21 protein-coding genes are annotated in these 22,721 nt (G+C 67.3%); 16 read left to right on the top strand and 5 right to left on the bottom strand.

The features are described from left to right. Window positions 1-165: 165 nt before the first annotated feature. From AC07R7_RS18700 to AC07R7_RS18680, 5 genes are all read left to right on the top strand, one after another. Window positions 166-1,254, top strand: a complete 1,089-nt coding sequence (locus AC07R7_RS18700) for an efflux RND transporter periplasmic adaptor subunit (protein WP_494636227.1) — start codon at window positions 166-168, stop codon at window positions 1,252-1,254. Next, on the top strand, window positions 1,251-2,510 hold the full coding sequence (locus AC07R7_RS18695; protein WP_494636226.1) for an ABC transporter permease: 1,260 nt from the start codon (window positions 1,251-1,253) through the stop codon (window positions 2,508-2,510). Before AC07R7_RS18700 ends, AC07R7_RS18695 begins: the two co-directional genes overlap by 4 nt. Next, entirely contained in the window at window positions 2,507-3,187 is a 681-nt protein-coding gene (locus AC07R7_RS18690) for an ABC transporter ATP-binding protein (RefSeq protein ID WP_494636225.1), read from the top strand. The genes AC07R7_RS18695 and AC07R7_RS18690 overlap by 4 nt, the downstream gene beginning before the upstream one ends. A 130-nt stretch (window positions 3,188-3,317) precedes the next feature. After that, window positions 3,318-4,457: a glycosyltransferase gene (locus AC07R7_RS18685; protein WP_492884746.1), complete on the top strand. Its 1,140-nt coding sequence runs from the start codon at window positions 3,318-3,320 to the stop codon at window positions 4,455-4,457. 180 nt (window positions 4,458-4,637) lie between these two features. Next, window positions 4,638-5,410 (top strand): IS5 family transposase gene (locus AC07R7_RS18680; RefSeq protein ID WP_494636224.1). Its coding sequence is split into 2 segments (ribosomal slippage): window positions 4,638-4,995 and window positions 4,995-5,410, totalling 774 coding nucleotides; the frame shifts between segments, so codons are not numbered across the junction. 13 nt (window positions 5,411-5,423) lie between these two features. Here the strand turns inward: AC07R7_RS18680 and AC07R7_RS18675 are convergent. Together AC07R7_RS18675 and AC07R7_RS18670 are read right to left on the bottom strand one after the other, a co-directional pair. After that, window positions 5,424-6,413, bottom strand: a complete 990-nt coding sequence (locus tag AC07R7_RS18675; protein ID WP_494636223.1) for a zinc-binding alcohol dehydrogenase family protein — start codon at window positions 6,411-6,413, stop codon at window positions 5,424-5,426. A gap of 2 nt (window positions 6,414-6,415) precedes the next feature. Further along, complete coding sequence (locus tag AC07R7_RS18670) at window positions 6,416-6,997, bottom strand: Hsp20/alpha crystallin family protein (RefSeq protein WP_494636222.1); 582 nt, start codon at window positions 6,995-6,997, stop codon at window positions 6,416-6,418. Window positions 6,998-7,026: 29 nt separating this feature from the next. Between AC07R7_RS18670 and AC07R7_RS18665 the strand changes: the two genes are divergently transcribed. The 5 genes from AC07R7_RS18665 (at window position 7,027) to AC07R7_RS18645 (ending at window position 12,034) form a co-directional block, all read left to right on the top strand. Then, window positions 7,027-7,293: a hypothetical protein gene (locus AC07R7_RS18665; protein WP_492884742.1), complete on the top strand. Its 267-nt coding sequence runs from the start codon at window positions 7,027-7,029 to the stop codon at window positions 7,291-7,293. 177 nt (window positions 7,294-7,470) lie between these two features. Further along, window positions 7,471-8,517, top strand: a complete 1,047-nt coding sequence (gene ptcA, locus AC07R7_RS18660; RefSeq protein ID WP_494636221.1) for a putrescine carbamoyltransferase — start codon at window positions 7,471-7,473, stop codon at window positions 8,515-8,517. A gap of 3 nt (window positions 8,518-8,520) precedes the next feature. Beyond that, the gene (locus tag AC07R7_RS18655; protein ID WP_492884738.1) at window positions 8,521-9,966 is read left to right on the top strand and encodes an APC family permease; all 1,446 of its coding nucleotides are present in this window, start codon (window positions 8,521-8,523) and stop codon (window positions 9,964-9,966) included. 41 nt (window positions 9,967-10,007) lie between these two features. After that, window positions 10,008-11,132 carry an agmatine deiminase gene (gene aguA / locus AC07R7_RS18650; RefSeq protein WP_494636220.1) on the top strand — a complete coding sequence of 375 codons (1,125 nt, stop codon included), beginning with the start codon at window positions 10,008-10,010 and terminating at the stop codon, window positions 11,130-11,132. Continuing rightward, window positions 11,132-12,034, top strand: coding sequence for a carbamate kinase (locus AC07R7_RS18645; RefSeq protein WP_494636219.1), 903 nt, complete (start codon window positions 11,132-11,134; stop codon window positions 12,032-12,034). Before aguA ends, AC07R7_RS18645 begins: the two co-directional genes overlap by 1 nt. A gap of 126 nt (window positions 12,035-12,160) precedes the next feature. Here the strand turns inward: AC07R7_RS18645 and AC07R7_RS18640 are convergent, their stop codons facing one another. Next, entirely contained in the window at window positions 12,161-13,897 is a 1,737-nt protein-coding gene (locus AC07R7_RS18640; RefSeq protein WP_494636218.1) for an amidohydrolase, read from the bottom strand. Between the two features lie 122 nt (window positions 13,898-14,019). Next, window positions 14,020-15,519, bottom strand: coding sequence for a CoA-acylating methylmalonate-semialdehyde dehydrogenase (locus tag AC07R7_RS18635; protein WP_494636217.1), 1,500 nt, complete (start codon window positions 15,517-15,519; stop codon window positions 14,020-14,022). A 33-nt stretch (window positions 15,520-15,552) separates the two neighbouring features. Here AC07R7_RS18635 and AC07R7_RS18630 point away from each other — a divergent pair, with 33 nt between their 5' ends. From AC07R7_RS18630 to AC07R7_RS18605, 6 genes are all read left to right on the top strand, one after another. After that, a complete protein-coding gene (locus AC07R7_RS18630; protein WP_494636216.1) occupies window positions 15,553-16,494 on the top strand; it encodes a LysR family transcriptional regulator in 942 nt (313 codons plus the stop codon). Window positions 16,495-16,705: 211 nt separating this feature from the next. Further along, window positions 16,706-19,081: a TonB-dependent receptor gene (locus tag AC07R7_RS18625; protein WP_494636215.1), complete on the top strand. Its 2,376-nt coding sequence runs from the start codon at window positions 16,706-16,708 to the stop codon at window positions 19,079-19,081. An 86-nt stretch (window positions 19,082-19,167) separates the two neighbouring features. Continuing rightward, window positions 19,168-19,935 carry a substrate-binding periplasmic protein gene (locus tag AC07R7_RS18620; RefSeq protein WP_494636214.1) on the top strand — a complete coding sequence of 256 codons (768 nt, stop codon included), beginning with the start codon at window positions 19,168-19,170 and terminating at the stop codon, window positions 19,933-19,935. Further along, entirely contained in the window at window positions 19,935-20,588 is a 654-nt protein-coding gene (locus tag AC07R7_RS18615; RefSeq protein ID WP_492884722.1) for an amino acid ABC transporter permease, read from the top strand. The genes AC07R7_RS18620 and AC07R7_RS18615 overlap by 1 nt, the downstream gene beginning before the upstream one ends. After that, window positions 20,585-21,310 carry an amino acid ABC transporter ATP-binding protein gene (locus tag AC07R7_RS18610; protein WP_494636213.1) on the top strand — a complete coding sequence of 242 codons (726 nt, stop codon included), beginning with the start codon at window positions 20,585-20,587 and terminating at the stop codon, window positions 21,308-21,310. The genes AC07R7_RS18615 and AC07R7_RS18610 overlap by 4 nt, the downstream gene beginning before the upstream one ends. 17 nt (window positions 21,311-21,327) lie before the next feature. Beyond that, window positions 21,328-21,786 carry a hypothetical protein gene (locus AC07R7_RS18605; RefSeq protein WP_494636212.1) on the top strand — a complete coding sequence of 153 codons (459 nt, stop codon included), beginning with the start codon at window positions 21,328-21,330 and terminating at the stop codon, window positions 21,784-21,786. Here AC07R7_RS18605 and AC07R7_RS18600 read toward each other — a convergent pair. Continuing rightward, a complete protein-coding gene (locus AC07R7_RS18600) occupies window positions 21,783-22,718 on the bottom strand; it encodes a 2-hydroxyacid dehydrogenase (RefSeq protein WP_494636211.1) in 936 nt (311 codons plus the stop codon). The two genes, AC07R7_RS18605 and AC07R7_RS18600, sit on opposite strands and share 4 nt — an antisense overlap. Between the last annotated feature and the right edge of the window lie 3 nt (window positions 22,719-22,721).

Raw genomic sequence — 22,721 nt, 5'->3', positions numbered from 1 at the left:
CATCGGGGCATGGCGGGAGCTTCTCCAGGGCGCGCGGCGGGGTTCGTCAACTTCGCGCCGCCTGGCGCTCGACCGCATGATCTTGATCAATCCCGGCCGCCCCAGCCCGTGTCATCACCCTCCAAGGCCGGCGTCCGGCGGCCTTTTGGATTGGCCCTTGGCCTGATGGACACGCCCCTCCCACGCTCCGCCGCGGCGCCAAAGACGGCCAATCCCGCGCCGGTGGCCGCGCCGATCTCCGCCAAGGCAGGATCGCGCCGGCTATGGGTCTTTGGCGCGTGCCTGCTCGTGCTGATCGCGGCGCTCGCCGCCGCGGCGTTCTATCTGAAGCCGCCGCGGGTCGTCGTCGCTCGAGCCGTCGTGGGCCAGGCCGTCGATGTCGTGTATGCCTCTGGCGTGGTCGACTATGTGCGCCAGGCTCACGTCGCGCCCGTCGTCAGCGCGCCAATCCGCGAGGTCATGGTCGCCGAAGGCCAATGGGTCACAGCGGGCCAACGACTGGCCCAGCTCGAGGATGGTCCGGCGCAAGGTACGGCTCTGCAGTTAGCCGCCCAAGCGGTGCAGGCCCGCATCGTGGCCGGTCGTACGCGACGCCTGCTGGAAGCGGGTTTCGCCGCGCGCGCCGCCGATGACGACGCTCAAGCCCAGGCTCGCGCCGCGGGGGCGGCCGCCGATGGCGCCATGGCCCGCCTGCGCGACTATCGCCTGACCGCGCCGTTCGCCGGCCAGATCCTGAGGCGGGAGGCCGAGCCCGGCGATCTGGCGGCGGTGGGAACGATGCTGTTCCTGCTGGCCGATCCGCGCACCTTGCGCATCACCGCCGATGTCGACGAGCGTGACATCGCCCGCCTGAAGCTAGGCGCCCAGGCCCTGATCCGCGCCGACGCCTTTCCCGGGCGGACATTCCAGGGATCCATCGCTCAGATCACCCCGGCCGGGGACGCCACGGGCCGGGTATTTCGCGTCCGCATCGCCCTGCCCGCCGACTGCCCGCTCTCGCCCGGCATGACCGTCGAGACCAACCTCGTCGCCGCCCGGCGCGAGCATGCGATCCTCGTCCCCGCCACGGCGGTCCAGAACGGCAAGGTGTGGCGCGTGGAAAATGGGCGCGCGCGCCAAGTCCCAGTGGTCGTCGGCGCGATTGGCGCGGCCCAGACCGAACTCAGGTCAGGCGTGGCGGCCGGTGACACCGTCATCGTGGCGCCCGACCGGCTGCGGGACGGTCAACGCGTGAGCGTGGCCGCGCGCCCATGAGTTCGGTCGCCAGCGTTCTGGCCGGGGTCGCCCTGGCGCATGTTCGAGTTCGAGCCCGTCAGACCCTCGTGGCCACCTTGGGCGTGGCGATCGGCGTCGGGTTCTTCCTGGCCGTCTCGGGCATGATGGTTGGCTCCCAGAAGGATTTCATCAAGACGCTGGTGGACTCCGCGCCACACATCATCGTCCGCGACGAGCAGCGTAAGCCGGTTCGACAGCCCGCCCTGGACGCCTTTCCCGGCGCCGCGATCGCCATCCACGGCCTGCGCCCCCAAGAGGAGGTGCGCGGCCTGAAGGATTGGTCCGCCATGCTCGCCGACGCCCGCGCGATCCCCGGCGCCGTGGCCGCCGCGTCGCTGAGCGGCGCGGTGACCATCGCCTACGCCGGCAGGACCGCGGCGGTGGCGCTCAATGGCGTTGACCCACGGCTGGAAGGACGCTTGGCCAAGATCAGCGAAACTCTGGTCGGTGGCGCGCTGACGGATCTGGAGGCTCGACCCGACGGGATCATTATCAGCCGCCCCCTGGCCGAGCGTCTGGGCGCGCGGTTGGGTGACACCCTGGTCGTGACCGCCTCCAGCGGAACCCTCCAGCGCATGCGGATCCTGGCGCTGATCGAGCCCGACGCCCAAGCCGGCTTCTATGCCGGCGACACTGTGGCCTATGGTCTGCTGCGCACCGCCCAGGTCCTGTTCACACGGCCCAATATCGTCAACCAGATCCACATCCGGCTTGCCCGGTCCGACGACGCCCAGGCGCAGGCCAATCGCCTGGAAGGTCGATGGGGCTACAAGTGGGAGTCCTGGCAGGAGCGCTCGGCCGACATCCTCAACCTGCTCGTCGTGCGCAACGTCATCATGTACGCGGTGATCCTGGCCATCCTGATCGTGGCCAGCTTCGGCATCTACACCGCCGTTTCCAACAGCGTCGCCGACAAGCGCCGCGACATCGCCATCCTGCGCGCGATGGGTTTCACGGCCGGCGACATCCAGGCGATCTTCCTGATGGAGGGCCTGCTGGTGGGACTGTTGGGCGCGCTCGTCGGCTTCGCGGTCGGCACGGGCCTTCTGCAGATCCTGGCCAGCCTGCCTTTGACCATGGGCGGCAAGCCGCTCGTGCTACCGCTCGACCGCAGCCTGCCGCAGTATCTCCTGGCCGGCGGCGCGTCGCTCGCCGCGGCCCTGATCGCCGCCTGGCTGCCAGCGCGCAAGGCCGCGCGGGTGGATCCGGTCGCCATCCTCCGAGGGGCGACATGAGCGCCCTGATCGAAGCGCGCGCGGTCACGCGGGTTCTCGCGGATCCCGAGCCCTTCACCCTGGTCGACGCGGCGACCCTGAAGATCGAAGCCGGCGCCCTGGTGGCGATCGTGGGACCGTCCGGGTGCGGCAAGTCTTCGCTGCTCTACCTGCTGGGTCTCCTGGATCGACCCGATCAGGGCGAGGTGCTGATCGCCGGACAGCCGACGACCAATCTGGGCGAAGCGGCCCGCACGCGGCTGCGTCTGGAGCGGATCGGCTATGTCTTCCAGTTCCACTTCCTGCTGCCGGAGCTGACGGCCCACGCCAACGTCGCCCTGCCAATGCGACGCCTGGGACGTCGCAGTCCTCTAGAGATCGATCAGGCCGTCCTTACCCTGCTTGAGAAGCTCGGCTTGGCCCAACAGGCCGGGCGGCGGCCTGACCGCCTCTCGGGCGGTCAGCGGCAGCGCGTAGCGATCGCGCGCGCCTTGGCCAACGACCCGGCCATCGTGCTATGCGATGAGCCGACGGGAAATCTCGACAGCGTCAACACTCGCCTGGTGATCGAGGAGTTCCAGCGTCTAGCCCATGCCGAACAGCGCGCGGTGGTGTGCGTGACCCACGACGAAGGTTTCGCCGAGGCCGCCGATCGCCGTATCCGCATGCTGGACGGCCGGATCGTCGAGGATCGCTAGATCGGGGCAAGGTCGCGTTTGACGCAAAACAACTTGGCCAATACGCCTAGCGTTCGTCGCATGCTGGTCATCGGCGCTTATTGGAGGCGCCATGTGGCGTGATGTTCCCCCCTCCATCGCAGCGACCAACTTGCCCGCCCCCGCCCCCCTTGGCTCGGTCGGGCTGGTCGACACGACGATGCTCTACGCGCCGGCCAGCGGCGGCGTGCGACGCTATCTGAGCGCCAAGACGGACTGGCTGGCCCAGCACCGACCCGGCCTGCGCCATCGGCAGGTGCTGCCTGGGCCGGCCGATCGTGACGAGGCTCACATCGCCTTTGTTCAGTCGGCCAAGCTGCCCTTCACGCACGGCTATCGCTGGCCGATGAACCTGACGGCCTGGACCGAACGCATCGTGCGTGACACGCCCGCCCTGATCGAAGCCGAGGACCCTTACTTACCCGGCAAGGCGGCGCTACGGGCCGGCCAAGTCCTCGGCGTCCCCGTGGTCGGCTTCTGTCACAGCGACGTGGCGGCCCTGACCCGGCTCCTTCTGGAGGGGCGCGGGGCCACCGCGTTTCGCAAGCTTTGGGCGCGCCGTTTTCGCCGCTTTGACCAAGTGCTGGCGCCGAGTCGATACATGGCCCAGATCCTCGGCGAAGCCGGCGTGGAAGATGTCCAGGCCGTGTCGCTGGGCGTCGATACCGACGTCTTCCATCCCTATCCGCAGGCCCGCGCGCCGCTGCGCGCGGCGCTTGGCCTGAGCGCGCGAGAACGGTTGCTGGTCTTCGCCGGAAGGCCCGCGCCAGAGAAGCGACTGGACGTGCTGGTCGAGGCCGTGGAGCGCCTGGGCCCGGACTATCGCCTGCTCCTGATCGGCGGAGGCGCATCGCGCTCTAGGCAGGTGCTGACGCTGCCGTTCCAAAACGACCCTGCAAGGCTGGCCAGGATTCTCTCGGGTTGCGACGCCCTGGTGCATGCCAATCCCTTCGAAACCCTCGGCCTGGTGGTGCTCGAAGCCATGGCCTGCGGCGTGCCGGTGGTGGGGGTCGCCCATGGGGGGGTGGGCGAGACCGTGGACGAGACGTTCGGCCAGTTGGCCGCGCGGGCCACGCCCGAGGCCATGGCCGGCGCGATCACGGCGCTGTTTGATCGCGACCTGTCGGTTCTAGGAGCATGCGCCAGGGCGCGAGCCGTCGAGCGATATCGCTGGGACACCACCTTCGAACACCTGACGCGCCTCTATCAGCGCCTGACAGGACTGCGCGCGTTCACCGCCGGCCCAGGCTAGAGCCTTCTCCGATCCAACCGGATCGGTAAAATGCTCTAGCTTCCTGTTTTTGCGCGTTTTTTTGCCGACGCACCGGCGTCCACTTCGTCGAAAAATGCTCTAGGTTCAATCCACATTCAGGGATTCACGCGGGGCCAGATGCGTGATTCATAGGTTTCCGCTTTTTGCGGAGGTCTAGGTGTGGGTGTGAAGCGCTATGAGTTGACGCAGGCGCAGTGGGAACGGATCGCGCCGCTGCTTCCTGGCAAGGTTGGCGATCCGGGCAGGAGCGGCGCCGACAACCGGTTGTTCGTAAACGGGGTCTTGTGGGTCCTGCGGTCGGGCGCGTTCTGGCAGCACCTGCCGGAACGGTACGGCAAGTGGAAGACCGTTCACGCCCGCTTCACGCGTTGGGCCAGGGCCGGGGTCTGGGAAAAGGTCTTCGAGGACCTGATCAAGGATCGGCGCAACGAATATCTGATGCTCGACTCCACTCTGGTCAGGGCTCATCAGCAGGCGACCACAGGTCGGGGCTCCGGCTCAAAAAAGGGGGTCCCGATCCGGCTGTGGGGCGTTCCCGAGGCGGACTGACCACCAAGGTTCATATGGCTTGCGACAGCTTGGGACGGCCCGTGCGCTTGCTCATCGCGCCAGGCCAGAGCCACGATATACTCGCCGTTCCCGCCCTGCTCGAAGGCCAAGCTCCCAAAGCCGTCCTGGCCGACCGCGCCTATGACACCAACAATTTCAGGCGGCTTCTGGATCGCATCGGGGCCCAGGCCATCATCCCCTCAACCCGCTCGCGCAAGGTTCCCATCCCCCACGATCCAATCATCTACAAACTCAGAAACCGCATCGAGCGCTGCTTCAACAAGCTCAAGCACTTCCGACGCTTCGCGACCCGCTACGACCGCATCGCCACACACTACTTGGCCTTCGCACACCTCGCCGCCATCATGCTCTGGCTGCGGTGAATGTGGATTCGTCCTAGCCCCTGATCGCGAGGACCGCCGCGCCGGTGAAGGCGCCGGCGCGCAAGTCGGCCAGGGCCTTTCCGGCCTGGCGCAACCCGTAGGTCGTGATGTGCGCGCGCACTCCCGCCGCGGCGGCGCGCTTCAGGTAATCCGCGCCATCGGCGCGAGTGAGATTGGCCACCGACAGGACCCGGCGCTCTTCCCACAGGTCGTTATAGTCGAGGGCTGGAATGGTGCTCATGTGGATGCCGGCGCACACCACCGCGCACCCTCGGTCGACCGCGCGCAGCGCCAAGGGGACGAGGGCCCCGTCGGCGGCGAAGATGATCGCCCCGTCCAGCGGCTGAGGCGGCCGCTCGGCGGAAGAGCCGGCCCAGACGCAGCCGAGCGAGCGCGCCAGAGCCTGCGCCGCGGTGTCCCCGGGCCGCGTGAAGGCGTAAACTTCCTGGCCTTCAAAGATCGCCAGCTGCGCCAGGAGATGCGCCGCCGCGCCGAAGCCGTAGAGACCCAGGCGTCGGATGGAGCGCCCCTGGCCAGCCATGCGCCAAGCCCGAAAGCCAATCGCTCCGGCGCAAAGCAGAGGCGCGGCCTCGAGGTCGCTGAACGCGTCGGGCAACGGCAGGCAGAAGGCGGCGTCGGCCAAGACCTGGTCGGCGTAGCCGCCGTCCCGGGTCCATCCGGTGAACTCGGCGCGTTTGCAGAGGTTCTCGAGCCCCTCGCGGCAAAGGTTGCAGCGGCCACAGGCTCTGCCCAGCCAGGACACGCCGACGCGTTGACCGAGCGCCAGCGTCGTGACGCCCTCGCCCAGCGCCGCGACGGTCCCGACGACCTGATGGCCCGGCACGACGGGGCCGGACGTGGAGAGTTCGCCGTCGAGCAGATGCAAATCGGTGCGGCAGACTCCACAGGCGCGGACCTCCAGCCGCACCTGCCCTGCGCCCGGTTCGGGAACCGGGCGCAGGGTCGCCGTCAGCCGACCGTCCTGCAGGACCATGGCCAGCATGGTCAGGCGGCCGGTGAAGCGGCTTGGATGGGGATGGTGCGTCCGGCGTGCCCGTTGGTCTTCGGCGCGACGATAGTCAGCACGCCGTCCTTGAGATTGGCGGTGAAACCCTCGGCGTCGACCGTCCGCGGCAAGGTGACCTGGCGCGTGAATTCGCCGGAGCGCCGTTCGAGCACGCGATAGGTCTTATCGCCGCTCTCGGTCTGATCTGTCTTGTGGCCATGGACGATCAGACGGTCGTCTTCGACCGTCACGGTCAATTCGTCCTCGGTGTAGCCCGGCACATCGAGCTTCAGTTCGATGTCCTTGGCGGTCTCGCTGAAGTCGAGACTGGGAACGGTGAAATTCTCGGCGATGCCGAAGCCTCGGCCGAAATCGCTGAACACGCGATCGATCTCGCGCTGAAGCGGCGCGAAGATGTGGCTGGCCTGTTGTCCGATGGTCGGCAGAGTGGATTTGATCTCAGGCTGGGACATTAGAAAGTTCCTTGCGCAAGACACGCCCAAACGGCGCACGCCAATGATCGCGCTGGCTGGCCGGTGCGGATTGATCCCCGTCAAAACGGTCCTTTTTGAGCGGCGCATCCTGGCCGCCTCAACCCGGAGATAGTCCAATGGCCAAGACCGATACCCCAAAGGTCGCGGAGTCCGTCTTCGACACCGTGATCGCCGCCGCGCAAAACGGCCAAACCCAGATGGCCCGCGACTGGTCGCAAAGTTGCGAACGATACGCGCGTTATTTCGCCAGCCTGGCCAAGGCGCGCGGCCCTGAAGATCTGATGGCCGCCAACGCGGACCTGGTGATCGGAGGGCTGGACGCCGTGGCCCGCCGAACCGCCGTCCTGCCGGGCTTCGACGGGGCGCGCCCGCCGGCCGCTTGACACTGGGTCGACTTGGCCTTGTCAGGACCAACCGCCGCCTGGGATCCGCGGCTCGGCTGAGACGCGGCGTGGCGAACGACCATTCGTCATGATCATCCCTGGCAAGCCAGTTGACGCAGATCAGTTTCACGCGCTCTGGCCGACCTAGGGTTGGTCGTCATCGTCGCGAGGCCCGCCGTGCGCCACTTCATCGATACCCAGGATTTCACCAAGAGCGAGCTGGTCTGGCTCATGGACCTCATCGGGCTGCTGAAAGCGGCCGACCGCGAGCGCGCCCTGCCTCCGCTGCTGGCCGGCGCATCGCTGGGGATGATCTTCGAGGAGCCCTCCACCCGGACGCGGATTTCGTTCGAGGTGGCGATGACCAAGCTTGGCGGGCACGCGCTCTATCTCAAGCCTGGCGAAATCCATCTGGGCGTGCGCGAAAGCATCAAGGATTCCGCGCGCGTGATCAGCCGCATGGTCGACGCCATCGAGGCGCGCACGCTCAAGCACGCCACGGTCACGGAACTCGCCCGCTACGCCGACGTGCCGGTGATCAACGGCCTGACCGACTACAACCATCCCACCCAGGTGCTCTGCGACGTCTTCACCATGCGAGAGCATCGGCCGGCCGGCAAACCGCTCGAGGCGCTCAAGGTCGCCTTCATCGGTGACGCCACCAACGTCTGCTCCTCGTTGATGATGATCTGCACCCAGATGGGCATGGAGTTCGTCCACTGCGCGCCGGCGCGCTACCAGGCGCCCGAGGCCTGGCAGTCGATCGCCCGCGCCAATTGCGCCCAGTCCGGGGGGCGGTTCTCGGTGACCGAGGACCCGGCCCAGGCCGTCGCCGACGCCGACTTCATCTACACCGATCTCTGGTGGTGGGTGGGCCAGGAGGCCGAGATCCCCGAGCGGCAGGCCGCCTTCATGCCGCGCTATCAGGTCAACGAAGCCCTACTGGACAAGGCGCCGTCCCACGCCAAGTTCATGCACTGCCTGCCGGCCTCGCGGGGCGTCGAGGTCACCGACGCCGTCATGGATGGGCCTCGGGCCATCATCTACGATCAGGCTGAGAACCGGCTGCACGCCGAGAAGGCGATCCTCGTGGCCTTCGTGCGGCCGCACCTGAAACTCCCCAGCGCAAAGCGCTCGGCCCGTCACGCACACGCGATCGGGGCCTTCCTTCACGATCATAGACTGGACGGCGCGGCGACGCCCGCCGCCGCTCAGGAGGCTTGAGCCATGGACAAATCCCCCGCCGCCCCCGTCCGCGCGCGCTTCGCCCGCGTCATGGGCCTGCTCGACGTGACCCTGTTCACGGTCTGCGCGATCCTGGTCATCGACACCCTGGCCGCATCAGCGGCGATTGGACCTTCGGCCCTGAGCTGGTGGGTGATCACCTTTGCCCTGTTTTTCATTCCCTACGGCCTGATCACCGCTGAACTCGGCGCGGCCTATCCCGGCGAAGGCGGCATCCAGACCTGGATCCGTCGCGCCTTCGGCGACCGCTGGGCCGCGCGCACCACCTGGTACTATTGGGTCAATGTCGCGCTGTGGATGCCATCGGGCTACATCCTGCTGGCGGGCCTGATCGCGCAGATCGCCGGCGTCGAGATGGGCCTGTGGTCGAAGATCCTGATCGGCGTGGGCGCGACCTGGCTGACCGTGCTGATCGGCGTCACCAGTCTGGCCGCGGCCAAGTGGGTGCCCAATGTCGGCGCCTTCATCAAGGCCGGCATCATGGTGCTGATCGGCGGCGGCGGGATCTACGTCCTCGTCACCCGTGGCGCGGCCAACGACCTGTCCTGGGCCAGCCTGGTCCCGCATTGGAGCGCGGGTTTGGGTTTCCTTCCGGTCATCGTCTATAACTTCATGGGTTTTGAACTGGTCTCCGGCGCTGGCGAAGAGATGCGCAATCCCGCCCGCGACGTGCCCATCGCGGTGATCACCGCTGGCCTGCTGATCTCGGCCTTCTATCTCCTGGCCACGTTCGGCATTCTGGTCGCCCTGCCCGTCAAGGACATCGGCCTGATCAAGGGTCTGCTGGACACCCTGCGCTCGCTGCTGGCCGGCGCGCCTGGCCTGAACATGATCATCATTGTCGTCGGCGTCGGCGCGGTGTTCACGATCCTGGCCAATCTGGTGACCTGGTCGATGGGCGCCAACCGCGCGGCCCAGTCCGCCGCCGCCGACGGCGAACTGCCCAAGGTCTTTGGCTGGCAGCGCAAATCCAACCAGACGCCGATCGGGGCCTACCTGCTCACCGGTCTGGTCTCGACGGTGGTGATCATCGCCTATGGCGTCTTCGCCCGTAGCGCCGAGGATCTGTTCTGGTCGCTGTTCGCCTTCAGTTCGGTGATCTTCCTGCTGCCCTACCTGGTGCTGTTTCCAGCCTTCCTCACCTTGCGACGCAAGGATCCCGCAACGCCACGCCCCTACCGGGTTCCCGGCGGGGCGATCGGCGCCGGAATCCTGGCGAGCGTCTGCACCCTGTTCATCGTCCAGGCGATCGTCTTCTTCCTGTGGGTTCCAGGGGTGGCGATCGACTGGAGCAAGACCGGGCCGATCCTGGGCGGCGTCATTGTCACCCTGGTGCTCGGCGAACTGGTGATCGGGACGATGAAAGCCAATCGCCGCGCGCCCGCGCCGGAGTCGCGCCCGCCCGCCGAACCCGTCAGTCCGCGCTGATTTCTCAGCCCGTCGCTCACTCACATTCGGAAGATCCCGCCATGAGCCGTCTCCTCACCACCACGCCGCGCGCCGACGGCTTCCGCATGCCCGCCGAATGGGAACCCCACGCCGGATGTTGGATGCTGTGGCCCGAACGCTCCGACAACTGGCGCGGCGGCGCCAAGCCGGCCCAGCATGCCTTCGTCGCCGTCGCCGCCGCCATTGCTCAAGGCGAACCGGTCACGGTCTGCGTCTCGCCGGCGCAGTACGTCATCGCCCGTGAAATGCTCGACCCGGCCGTGCGCGTGGTCGAGATGACCAGCAACGACAGCTGGATCCGTGACTGCGGACCGACCTTCGTGGTCAACGCGGCCGGAGAGGTTCGCGGGGTCGACTGGAAGTTCAACGCCTGGGGAGGTCTGATCGGGGGCCTTTATTTCCCGTGGGATCAAGATGACCTGGTCGGCGAGAAAGTCGTCGAGCTGGAGGGTGACGACCGCTACGGCCCGGATTTCATTCTCGAAGGCGGCTCGATCGATGTCGATGGCCAGGGCTCCGTCCTGGCGACCAAGGAGTGCCTGCTCAACCCCAATCGCAACCCCGGCCTTCGTCAGGACGAGATCGAGCAACGGCTGCGCGACTATCTCGGGGTCGAGACTGTGATCTGGCTTGATCAGGGGGTCTATCTCGACGAGACCGACGGCCACGTCGACAACATGTGCCGGTTCGTGGCACCCGGCGAGGTCGTGCTGACCTGGACCGACGACCAAGCCGATCCGCAATATGCCCGCTCGGCCGCCGCGCTCGAGCGACTGACCGCCGCGCGTGACGCTCGCGGCCGCCCCTTGCGGGTCCATAAGCTGCATCAGCCGGCCCCCGTCCTGATCACGGCCGCGGAGGCCGCCGGCGTCGACAAGGTCCCGGGCACCCTGCCCCGCGAGCCCGGCGACCGGATGGCCGCCTCCTACGTCAACTTCTATATCGGCAACGGCGTGGTGGTCGCCCCCGCCTTCGACGACCCGATGGACGCGCCCGCCCAGGCGCTGCTGGCCAAGCTCTTTCCCGGCCGAAAAATCCTGCCGGTTCCGGCCCGCGAAATTCTCCTGGGCGGCGGCAACATCCACTGCATCACTCAGCAGGAGCCGTCGGGACAACGGCCGGCGGCGATCCTGCGGCAGGCCTGATGCGCCAGGTCATCGCCCTTGGCGGCAACGCCCTGCTCAAGCGCGGCGAGGTCGCCTCGGCGGACAATCAACGCCGCAACGTGGCGCGGGCGGCCGCCAGCCTGGCGACGGCCTGCGACGGCGTCCAGACCGTGCTTGTCCACGGCAACGGCCCACAGATCGGCCTGCTCGCGCTGCAAGCGGAGGCTTACGCGGCCGCGCCAGCTTACCCGCTCGACATGCTGGGCGCGGAGTCGCAGGGCATGATCGGCTACGTGCTGGCCCAGGAACTCCGCAACGCGCGGCCCGAGCGTCAGGTCGCGGCCTTGCTGACCCAGACCCTGGTCGATCGCCATGATCCGGCCTTTCAGCGCCCCACCAAACCGATCGGGCCGGTTTACACAGCCGAGCAGGTTCTGGCCTTGGGCGAGACACGCGGCTGGTCCTTTGCCGTGGATGGCGCCGGTCAACGCCGTGTCGTCGCCTCGCCCGCGCCGATCGAGGTCATCGAACAGTCGATCATCGAGCGCCTGATGACCGAAGGAATGCTGGTGATCTGCGCGGGCGGCGGAGGCGTTCCGGTCGCCAGAGACACGGCCGGCCGCTTGATCGGCCTGGAGGCGGTGATCGACAAGGATCTGGTCGCGGCCCTGCTGGCGATAGGGCTGAACGCCGACCGACTTGTCATCCTGACGGACGTGGAGGCGGTCTATCGCGACTGGGGCGGCCCCAACGCGACGCCTCTGAGAATAATCCGCGCCGACGATCCCGCGGGGGAGACCTATGCCGAAGGCTCGATGGGCCCAAAGGTGCGGGCCGCCCGACAGTTCGCGTTGGCGACCGGACGCGAGGCCCTTGTCGGCTCGCTTGATGACGTCTCGGGCCTGCTGGCCGGCGTGAGCGGGACGCGGATCACGCCTTGAGCCGAAAGGGGCGACGGGCCTTCGAGCGAGCCCTTGCAGAAGCGGCTCGAAAGACGAGACGGTGGCGCTCGCTCCCGTCCGAGGCGAGAGGCCAGGACCGCCTGCGCGCCTCTGCTCGGGCGGGACCTAGCGTTGATAGGCCACCTTGCCATCCAACACCGTCATGTCGACCGGAATGTCGGCCAACCTGGCCTTCGGCGCGGTCAGCGGGTCCTGCGCCAGGACCACGAAGTCAGCCAATTTGCCGACCTCGATGCTGCCTTGGGTCTTTTCCATGAAGTTGGCGTAGGCGGCCCAGGCGGTGAACATGCGGATGCCATCCATCACCGAAATCGCCTCTTCGGGCTGGGTGACCGTGCCGTACTTGGTGTCGCGGTTTACCGCACGGGCGATCGAGAACATCGGATAGGTCGCGAAGTTCTGCGTGCCCACGGTGTCGACGCCGCCCGCCGGGTGGAAGCCGCGATCGATCAAGGTCTTCATCGGGAAGAACTTCACGTCCGGCTCCTTGACGTTGACGTCCGTCAGTCGCCACAGGAAAGCCGGCTGCGGCGAGGGAATGACGTGGTCGTCCTTCATCCGCTTCAGCCGCGCCTCGGTCCGTTCCGGGTCCTGGACCAGGAAATGGCCGAAATGTTCGATGCGATAGCGCGGGTCGGGACGCGGGTAGGCCTTCTGCGCGGCCTCGTAGGCCGTCAGAACCATGTCCTGGGCCCTGTCGCCGTTGGCGTGGATCTGCACCTGCCAACCGTCCTTGGCCGCCTCGATCACCGCCGCGGTCATCTCCTCCTGGGTCATGCCGGTTCCGCCGTAATTGTTCGGCGTCCAGGTGGTGCCCGCCCCATTCCAGACCGGCTTGTAGACCGCCGCCGTCGTGCCCCAGACGCCGTCGGCGATGTACTTGATAGCGCCCGCGCGCAGCCAGTCATCGCCCTTGCCGGGCGCGACGCCAGCGGCCCGTAGCGAGGCCAGAGGCGAGACGGACGGATCCGTCGCGGTATTGACGCCGGGAACGCTCTTGAGACCGCGCAGCATGTAGTTCATGCGCACCCGGGTCGGGAGGCGGCCCTCGGCCTTGAGCTCGGCATAGGCCTTGTAGGAGTCCATGTCCGACATGTCCGACACCGTCGTCACGCCGCGCTTGAGGTAGAAGTCGCTGAGGATGTAGCGCACCGCCTCCTTGAGTTCCGCGGGGTTGAAGGCCGGCGACTTGTCCTTGGGCCAGGGCGCGGGCGCGTCGCGGATGATCGCCACCTCGCCCTCGGCGGTGCGCTCGTAGCGCCCCGTCGCGCCGGCCGCAGGATCGGGGAAGGCCTTGCCCATGCCCATCACCATCGCGGCCTTGTGGTTGATCAGGTGGTCGTGGACGCTCCACTGCAGGTCGACAGGATTATCCGGGAACGCCGCGTCGATCTCGGCGCGGGTCGGCATGACCTGGTTGTACGTCCCCTGCCCGGTCAGCCAGGCCCCGGGCGGCAGCTTGGCGGCGACGTCCTTGAGGCGAGCTATGACCGCGGCTCCATCCTTCAGCGGCGGAACCTGGATGTTGATGTAGTGCGCCTCGACATTGGCCATGCCCGCCACATGCGAGTGTGAGTCGATGAACCCCGGCAGCAGCGCCCGACCCTTCAGGTCGATGACCTTGGTCTGGGGACCGCGCCAGGCCGTCACGTCGCCGACCGCGGCGATCTTGTTGCCGACCACCGCGACGCCCGTGGCCACCGTGTCCTTGTCGTCGACCGTGATGACCTTGCCGTTGATGAACATCAGGTCGGCCTTCGGCGCGGCGAACGCCGGCGCGCCAAGGGCCGAGGTCGCCAGCAGGGCGAGGCCCACGAGAACGGATTGGGCTGGACGGCGCACGCGAAGCTCCCCTGATCTTTTCAAATCTATGACGCCGATCATGTCCCGCGCCGCCGCCGAGGCGGAGTTGCCATTCGAGCCATGGGCGGTGTTGTTTCGACACCGCCCATGGCTCGAAGTCGTCACCGCATGGTGGGGATGACGAAACTCTGGTCCAGCACCGCCCCGCCCTTGGGCCAGCGCTGGGTGACGGTCTTGGTCCGCGTATAGAAGCGCACGCCATCCATGCCGTACTGGTTGAGATCGCCGAAGCCCGAGCGCTTCCAGCCGCCGAAGCTGTGATAGGCGACCGGCACCGGGATCGGGACATTGATACCGACCATGCCCACCTCGACCTGGTCGGCGAACTCGCGGGCGGCGTCGCCGTTGCGAGTGAAGATCGCCACGCCGTTGCCATACTGGTGGCGCGAGGCCCGCGCGACGCCTTCGGCCAGACTTTTGGCGCGGACCATCTGCAGCACCGGGCCGAAGATCTCATCTTGGTACGAGCGGCTGGTCGGCTCGACGTGGTCGAACAGGGTCGGGCCGACGAAGAAGCCGTCCTCGTGCCCCTGCAGAGTAAAGCCGCGGCCGTCGACGACCAGCTCCGCGCCCTCGTCGACGCCCATCTGGATGTAGCTTTCGATCCGCGCCTTGTGGGCGGCGCTGACCACCGGGCCATAGTGGGCGTCCTGGTCGGTGCTGACGCCCACGCGCAAGGACCCGATGGCGGCGACCAGCTTCTCGCGCAGAGCCAAGGCGGTCTTCTCCCCGACCGGCACGACCACCGGCAGAGCCATGCAGCGTTCACCGGCCGAACCGTAGGCCGCGCCGATGATGTCGGCCGTCGCCTGGTCGAGGTCGGCGTCGGGCAGGACCAGACCGTGGTTCTTGGCCCCGCCCATGGCCTGGACCCGCTTGCCGGCCGCGCCGGCGCGCTGGAACACCGACTGGGCGATGTCGGAGCTCCCCACGAAGCTGACGGCCTTGATGTCCGGATGGTCGAGAATGCCTTCCACGCAGTCCTTGTCGCCGTGGACGACGTTCAGGATCCCCGGCGGCAGGCCGGCCTCCATCATCAGTTCGGCCAAGCGGACCGGCACGGACGGGTCCCGCTCGGAGGGCTTGAGGATGAACGCGTTCCCGCAGGCGATGGCTGGCCCCATCATCCACATCGGGATCATGGCCGGGAAGTTGAACGGGGTGATCCCCGCCACCACGCCCAGGGCCTGGCGCATCGAATAGACGTCGATGCCTGGGCCCGCGCCCTGGGTGTATTCGCCCTTTAGCAGGTGCGGAATTCCGCAGGCGAATTCAATGACTTCAAGGCCGCGTTGAATGTCACCCTTGCTGTCGGCGACGACCTTGCCGTGTTCGGACGACAGCAGTTCCGCCAATTCGTCCATGTGGACGTCCAGCAGGCGCTTGAACTCGAACATCACCCGGGCGCGGCGCTGCGGATTGGTCGCCGCCCAGGCCGGCTGGGCCGCCTTGGCGTTGGCGATGGCGGAGTCCAGCTCCGAGGCCGAGGCCAGGGCGACGCGCGCCTGGACCTTGCCGGTGTTGGGGTCGAAGACGTCGCCAAAACGGCCGGACGTGCCCTCGACGGCGCTACCGCCGACGAAGTGGGGAATGGTGCGCATGGCGGCTCCTGAGGTTACCCCTCTCGACTAGCCATGCGCACCTGTGCAGCAATAGTGCTCAAAATCGCGTGGCAATCTGCAAAAATGCAAACACTCAATTGGAACGACCTTCGTTTCTTTCTGGCGGCGGCGCGAGGGGGCGGCCTGCTGGCGGCGGCTCGGCGTTTGGGCGTGGATCAGACGACGGTCGCCCGACGTCTATCGGCCTTGGAGGCGGCGGTGGGCGCGCGGCTGGTCGACCGCTCGCCCCGCGGCGTGACCCTGACCGGCCAGGGCCAGGCCTTGGTGGAATATGCCGAGCGCATCGAGGCCGAAACCATCGCGGCGGCCGAGCGACTGGGGATCAAGGGCCAGCCCCTCTCCGGCACGGTGCGCCTGGCCACGCCCGAGGCCTTCGGCGCCTGGCTGGTCGCCCCCGCCGCCAAGGCCTTTCACGACCAGTATCCGGGCCTGCAGTTGGAGCTGGTTCCGGAATCACGGTCGGTGAATCTCTCCCGGCGCGAGGCCGATATCGCCATCATGCTCAGCAGGCCGACCCAGGGCCGCCTGGTCGCCCGGCGGCTGGCGGACTACACCCTGGGCCTCTACGCCTCGCGCAGCTATCTCGAGGCGCACGGCGCCCTCGAAAGCCTCGCCGACCTGCCCGGCCGGCCACTGGTCTGGTATATCGACGAGCTGATCGACGTGCCCGAGCTTCGCTACCTGGACCAGGTCGCCGACGGCGCGCCGACCATGTTCCGGTCCAACTCGATCACCGCTCAGCAGGCGGCGATCGCGTCGGGGCTCGGCTTCGGCGTCCTGCACAAATTTGCGGCATCGCAAGACCCCCGGCTGGTGAGGGTGCTACCAGAGGCCCTCGATCTGAAGCGCAGCTACTGGCTCTGCGCGCACGCCGACCAGGCCAGGATCCCCCGTGTTCGCGCCGTGATGGACTTTCTGGCCGACCAGACAGCCGCGCACCACAGGGACCTGTGACGAATAGAGGCTCCTGAAGATCAGGGGGTTCATCGAACAGTGGTGTCGGTTTGACACCACCGCCGTCCTGTTTCTCACCTTACGCAAAGCGATCTTGCTGGAACTCTCATGGGGACTGAGAGGCGAGCCTTCGTGGGCTTTCCGATGAAGGGCCGAACCCTTCTGGCGCCGGCTCAGCGTTCGCAACTGGCGCATGACAAGGGGGATAGCGATGCTTCGCGACAGAATTTCAAAGCAGGTGCTGCTGTGCGGCGCGGCCGCGGCGATCATCGGCGGCGGACAAGCCATGGCGCAGACGGCTGCGGGAGCCGACAGCATCGAGGAAATCATCGTCACCGCCACCAAGCAAAGCACGGTTCTCTCCAAGACCCCGATCTCGATCGCCGCCTATTCTCAGGAAGCGTTGGACAAGCGCGGCGTTCGCGACATCCGCGACGTGATCAACCAGACTCCGGGCGTCGACATCACCCGCAGCGGCGCGACCCGCGTCACCATTCGCGGCATCGACTCTACGGCCGGCGCGGCGACCTCGGCGATCTATATCGACGACACGCCGATCCAGGCCCGCAACGCCTCCCTGAACTACAACGGCAGCACCCTGCCCTACATCTTCGACCTCGAGCGCGTGGAAGTGCTGCGGGGTCCCCAGGGCACGTTGTTCGGCGCCAGCTCGCAGGGCGGCGCCATCCGCTTCATCACGCCCACGCCCAGCCTGACCAGCTACAGCGGCTATGGCCGCGCCGCCGTCAGCAAGACCAAGAACGGCGGCGAGGGCTATGAACTGGGCGTGGCCGTCGGCGGCCCGATCATTCAGGACAAGGTCGGGGCGCGGATCAGCTTCTACCATCGCGAGGACGCCGGCTGGATCGATCGCCAGAGCTGGCAGAACGCCGCCAGCCGCGACGAGGACGTCAACAGCAGCGCCGCGACCGTCTTCCGCGCCGTTGTGACCATCCAGCCTACCGACTGGTTGACGATCACGCCCAGCGTCTACCACCAGAACAGCAAGTTCGACGACCGCACGGCGCTGACCACGCGGTGCCCAGCAACGACCGGTTCGGTGATCAACCCGACCCTGAACCCCTGCCCGCTCGGCGTCTCTGACCCCGACAACGGCAAGTTCCTCAGCTACGCCTCTATCCCACAGCCCAGCAGCGACCACTTCACGGTGCCGGCGCTGAAGATGGTGGCCGCGACCGACGACCTGAACTTCACCAGCGTCAGCTCGTTCTTCAAGCGCCACGTGAAGGAGACGAACGACGCCACCCACGGCAACGACCGCACCTCGTTCGGCAACGCCTATCTCTATCCTGTCACGCCGGGCTTCCCCCAGTCGATCACCTGGCAGAACCCCAACATTTATCAGAACCTGTTCACCCAAGAGTTTCGGGTCAACAACACCAATCCCGACGCGCGCCTGAAATGGAGCGTAGGCGCCTACTTCTCGCGAAGCTCGCTGCGCTCGGACCTGCCGATCAACGAGCCGCATTACAACGCGCTCTACCTGGTCCGCTATGGGCGCACGCCGCAGGCCGCGGGCGTCTCGCCCCTGGTCAATGGCGTCGCCCGCTACTACGGCAACGAATGGACGGTCGAGAAGACCACCGCCATCTTCGCCAACCTCGACTACAAGATCCTCGACAACCTGACCCTGACCCTGGGGGGCCGGTATTCCAAGGACATCCTCGACTTCGATGTGTTGGAACGCGGGGTTTCTTACGCCGGCGGCGTGTCGCGCGCGTCGGGCTCTATGACCACCAAGCCGTTCACGCCCAAGGTCGCCCTGTCGTGGCAAGCCACGCCGGCGGCGCTCTACTATGCCTCCTATGCTCGCGGCTATCGGACGGGCGGCGTCAACAAGGCGCTGCCGGACGTCTGCGCGGCGGAATCTTCGGCTCTGGGCCTGGGCAAGGCCGCCACCTATCAACCGGACACCACCGACAGCTACGAGATCGGCTCTAAGAACCGGCTCTTCGGCGGCAAGGTCCAGTTCGAGGCCAGCGCCTATTATATCGAATGGAAGAACATCCAGCAGCAACTGCGCCTGACCTGCGCCTTCAGCCTGGTGGCCAACACCGCCAGCGCCACCAGCAAGGGCGTGGACGTCAATCTCAACGTCCGACCGGTCGAGAACCTGCTGCTCGGCCTGGGCCTGGGCTATAACGACGCGACCTACGACAAGACCATCCAGATCGGTACAGCCCCGGTGGTCATCGCCGGCCAGACGCTGGGCCAGACGCCCTGGACGGTCAATCTCAGCGCCGAGTACCGCTTCACGGTCGCCGGCCGCGAGAGCTTCGTACGCGCGCAGTACAACTATCGCAGCGTCAATGACGGACGGTTCCTCTATCAGGTCCCGACCGCGACGACCTACGACCCTCGCCGCCCGCTGCCGTCCGAGCCCACGACCCTGGACCTGCGCGCCGGCGTTGACTTGGGCCGGGTCAACCTCTCCATTTACGGGGAGAACATTCTGAACAATGTCGACTACATCGCCGAGTCGTCGACCTATGTGAACGGTCCGCTCTGGACCGGCGCCACGCTTCGCCCCCGGACGATCGGCCTTCAGGCCATCGCCCGCTACTAGGCAGACGCAGGGGCGCTGGACCGGAGCCTCCTCCCCGGCCCGGTCCAGCGCCCCCGGCCCAAATGCGCCGACACCAAGAGGCCCGAGTGAATACCCAAACCCTTCCTACCCGCCGGACCTTGATGGCGATGAGCGGCGCCGCCTTGGCGCTCAGCGCCTGCGGCCGCAAGCCCGGCGCGCCTGGCGCGCTGGTCGTCGGCTCGACCGCCACCGGCGCTCCGTTCAGCTTCCTGGACCTCAAGACCAACCAGTTGACCGGGGCGATGATCGACATCGCCCACGCGGTCGCGGCCAAGGCCGGACTCGCCATCCGCATCCAGACCACCACCTTCGCGGCGCTGGTGCCGTCGCTGACTGCCCGCAAGATCGACATGGTCGCGGCCGGCATTTTGCGCACGCCGGAACGCGAGAAGGTCGTGGCCTTCACCGATCCCGTCTATGCCTATGGCGGCGGCGTGGTCACGACCCCGGGCCAGACCCGTCCGATCCGCGCGCTGGCGGACCTCAAGGGCCTGACCGTCGGCGCCCAGGTTGGCACCCGTTTCGTCGACCAACTGGCCCAGGCCGGCGTCACCGAGGTCAAGACCTATGACAATCTGGGCGATATCCTGCAGGACCTGGGCAACGGTCGCATCGCGGCCGGCTACGGCGACGCGCCGATCCTGTCCTACCGGTTGCGCACCACGCCCAGCGCCGCGCTGCGCCTGGCCCCGGACTTCACGCCCCCCTCGCGCGAGGACGTCTGCCTGCTGGTGCGCCGCGATGATCCGGCCCTGCTGGCCAAGCTGAACGCCGCCATCGGCCAGATCAAGGCGACGGAAATCGCCGCGATCCTGACCAAGTGGTCCCTCTGATGGACCAGTTCCTCACCGACGCGGTGAAGTTCCTGCCCATCCTGATGTCGGGGCTTGGGGTGACGATCGCCGTCACCCTGGCCGCGCTCGTGATCAGCGTGATCCTGGGCCTGGTCTGGGCCCTGATGGGCATCTCCAGGAATCGCGTGCTGCGCGCGATCAGCCGGGTGGTGATCAACACCGTCCGCGGCGTTCCGATCATCGTGCAGCTGTTCTACGTCTACTTCGTACTGCCGGAGCTGGGCGTCCAGCTGGACGCCTTCGTGGCCGGCGCGATCGGCCTGGGCGTGGCCTACTCCGTCTATCAGGCCGAGAACTTCCGGGCCGGCTTCTCGTCTGTCGATCCGATGTTGATCGAGACCGCCCAGTCCCTGGGCATGAGCGAGCGCAAGATCATGCTGCGCGTGATCATGCCGCTGGCCATCCGCGTCACGCTTCCGCCGTTTGGCAACACCGCGGTGATGCTGCTCAAGGATTCCTCGATCGCCTCGACGATCACCGTCGCCGAACTCACGCGCGCCGGTCAGCTCCTGGCCGTCAGCACCTTCCAGAACATGTCGGTCTACACCCTGATCGCCCTGCTCTACCTGGCCATGAGCCTGCCCTTGACCTACCTCGTCGGCCGCCTCGAACGCAGGTTCGCCCGCAAATGATCAGCCTCAAGAACGTCAGCAAGTCCTTCGGCGACACCCAGGTGCTGAAGGACATCAGCTTCGAGATCCAGCGCGGCGAGGTGGTCTGCCTGATCGGGCCGTCCGGCTCGGGCAAGTCGACCATCCTGCGCTGCATCAACGGCCTGGAGCGGCACGACGGCGGCGAGATCGTGGTCGATGGGTCCGTGCTCGGCGAAAAGTCCCTGCCGGCCATTCGCGCCAAGGTCGCCATGGTGTTCCAGAGGTTCAACCTCTTCCCCCACCGCACGGCCCGGGAAAACGTCGCCGAAGGTCCGATCCATGTCGCCAGCCGGCCGATCGCCGAAGCCATGGCCGAGGCGCGAGACCTGCTCGAACGGGTCGGCCTGGGCGACAAGTGCGACGCCTACCCCGCCAAGCTCTCCGGCGGGCAGCAGCAGCGGGTCGGCATCGCCCGCGCCCTGGCCATGAAGCCGCAAGCGATCCTGTTCGACGAACCGACCTCGGCGCTGGACCCCGAACGGGTCGGCGAGGTGCTGAAGGTGATGCGGACCCTGGCCGACGAGGGCATGACCATGGTCATCGTCACGCACGAGATCGGCTTTGCTCGCGAAGTCGCCGACCGTGTTCTGTTCATGGACGGCGGCCGCATCGTCGAGAGTGGTCCGGCGCGGGAAGTCCTGACCGCGCCCAAGGTCGAGCGCACGCGCGTGTTCCTCGACCGGGTTCTCAATCCGCTCTAGCGCCGGGAGGTCCAGGCATGATCGATCGACGCAAACTGCTGACCGGCGCCATGACCACGGCGGCCCTGGCGCCGATGTCACGCGCCTTGGCCCATCCCGGCGGTGATGAGCAGGATATCTCGCGCGATCCGCTCTGGGCCGTACTGGGCGCCACGACGCTCAGCCAGTCGCCGCCGGACTATGCCTACCGGGCGCGCTATCCCGCGGCCGTCCTGACGATGAGCGGCCGCGAGATCGAGATCTCCGGTTTCATCACGCCCCTGACCATGGAGCGCCAGGCGCGGCAGTTCATCGTCTCGCGCTACTCGATCGAGTGCTGCCCCGAGGGGCGACCCAACGAGATCATCGAGGTCTTCGCCGATGAGCCGGTCCTGCAGCAGAAGAGCCAGGAAATCCGCCTGCGCGGGCGGTTCGATGTGCAGGACAACGGCCAGGTCGGCCTGCTCTTCCGGCTCAGTGGCGCACGCCTGGCTTAATAGCCCGCGCCCCGGTCCACGAGGTCGAGCAGCGCCTCGCCAGCAAGATGCCGGCGAATATTGGCCACGATCGTCGGCCCGGCCGTCCCTGGCGGCGTCAGGGCCGAGGCGTGCGGCGTCACGGCGATGCGGGGGTCCGACCAGAACGGATGACCGGCCGGCAAGGGTTCGGTGGCGAAGACGTCCAGGGTGGCGTTGGACAGGTGGCCGGCGTCGAGCGCGGGGATGAGATCGGCCTCAACCAGATGCGCGCCGCGGCCGACATTGATCAGGCTGGCGCCCGACAGATGCGACAGGGTCCCGGCGTTCAGCACGCCGCGGGTCGCCGGCGTCAGGGGCAGCAGACAGACCACCACCTCACAGGGCTCGAGAAAGGCCTCGATGGGTCCGTCGAACGCGGCGACGCCGGGCAGATCCTTTGGTGTCCGGCTCCAGCCGCGCACGGAAAAGCCGTTGGCGGCCAGGCTGGCGGCGCAGGCTCCGCCCAACTGGCCCAGACCCAGGACGCCGACCGTTCGCTCCCCCGCCAGCGGCGCGGCCAGCTGGCGCCAGACACCCTCGCGCTGCTGGGCCTCATAGGCCGGCATCAGACGGTGATAGTGCAGGACCCGGGCGAGCACGAACTCGACCATGCCCTGGGTGAGTCCCTCATCGCGCATGCGGGCGATCGGCACGTCCGGCAGGTCGCTGTCCTGCAGGATCCGATCCACCCCAGCGCCGATGCACAACACCGCGCGCAGATTGGGAAATTGACGCAGGAAACCGTTAGGCTGGGCCCAGACGACGACGTAATCGACCTCGTCCTTCGCGCCGCTGTCGGGCCAGACGCGCCAGTCGAAGTCCGGCGCGGTCTGATCGAAAGCCGCCAGCCATGGCTCGGGCCGGACGCCGAAGCAGGCGAACAGCACAACCGTCTTGCCCTGAGCGTCCATGGA

The sequence above is a fragment of the Caulobacter sp. GW821-FHT05F04 genome (assembly GCF_059419665.1).
Note: the sequence above shows the minus strand (reverse complement) of the source record. Positions and strands in the feature narration are given on the sequence as shown.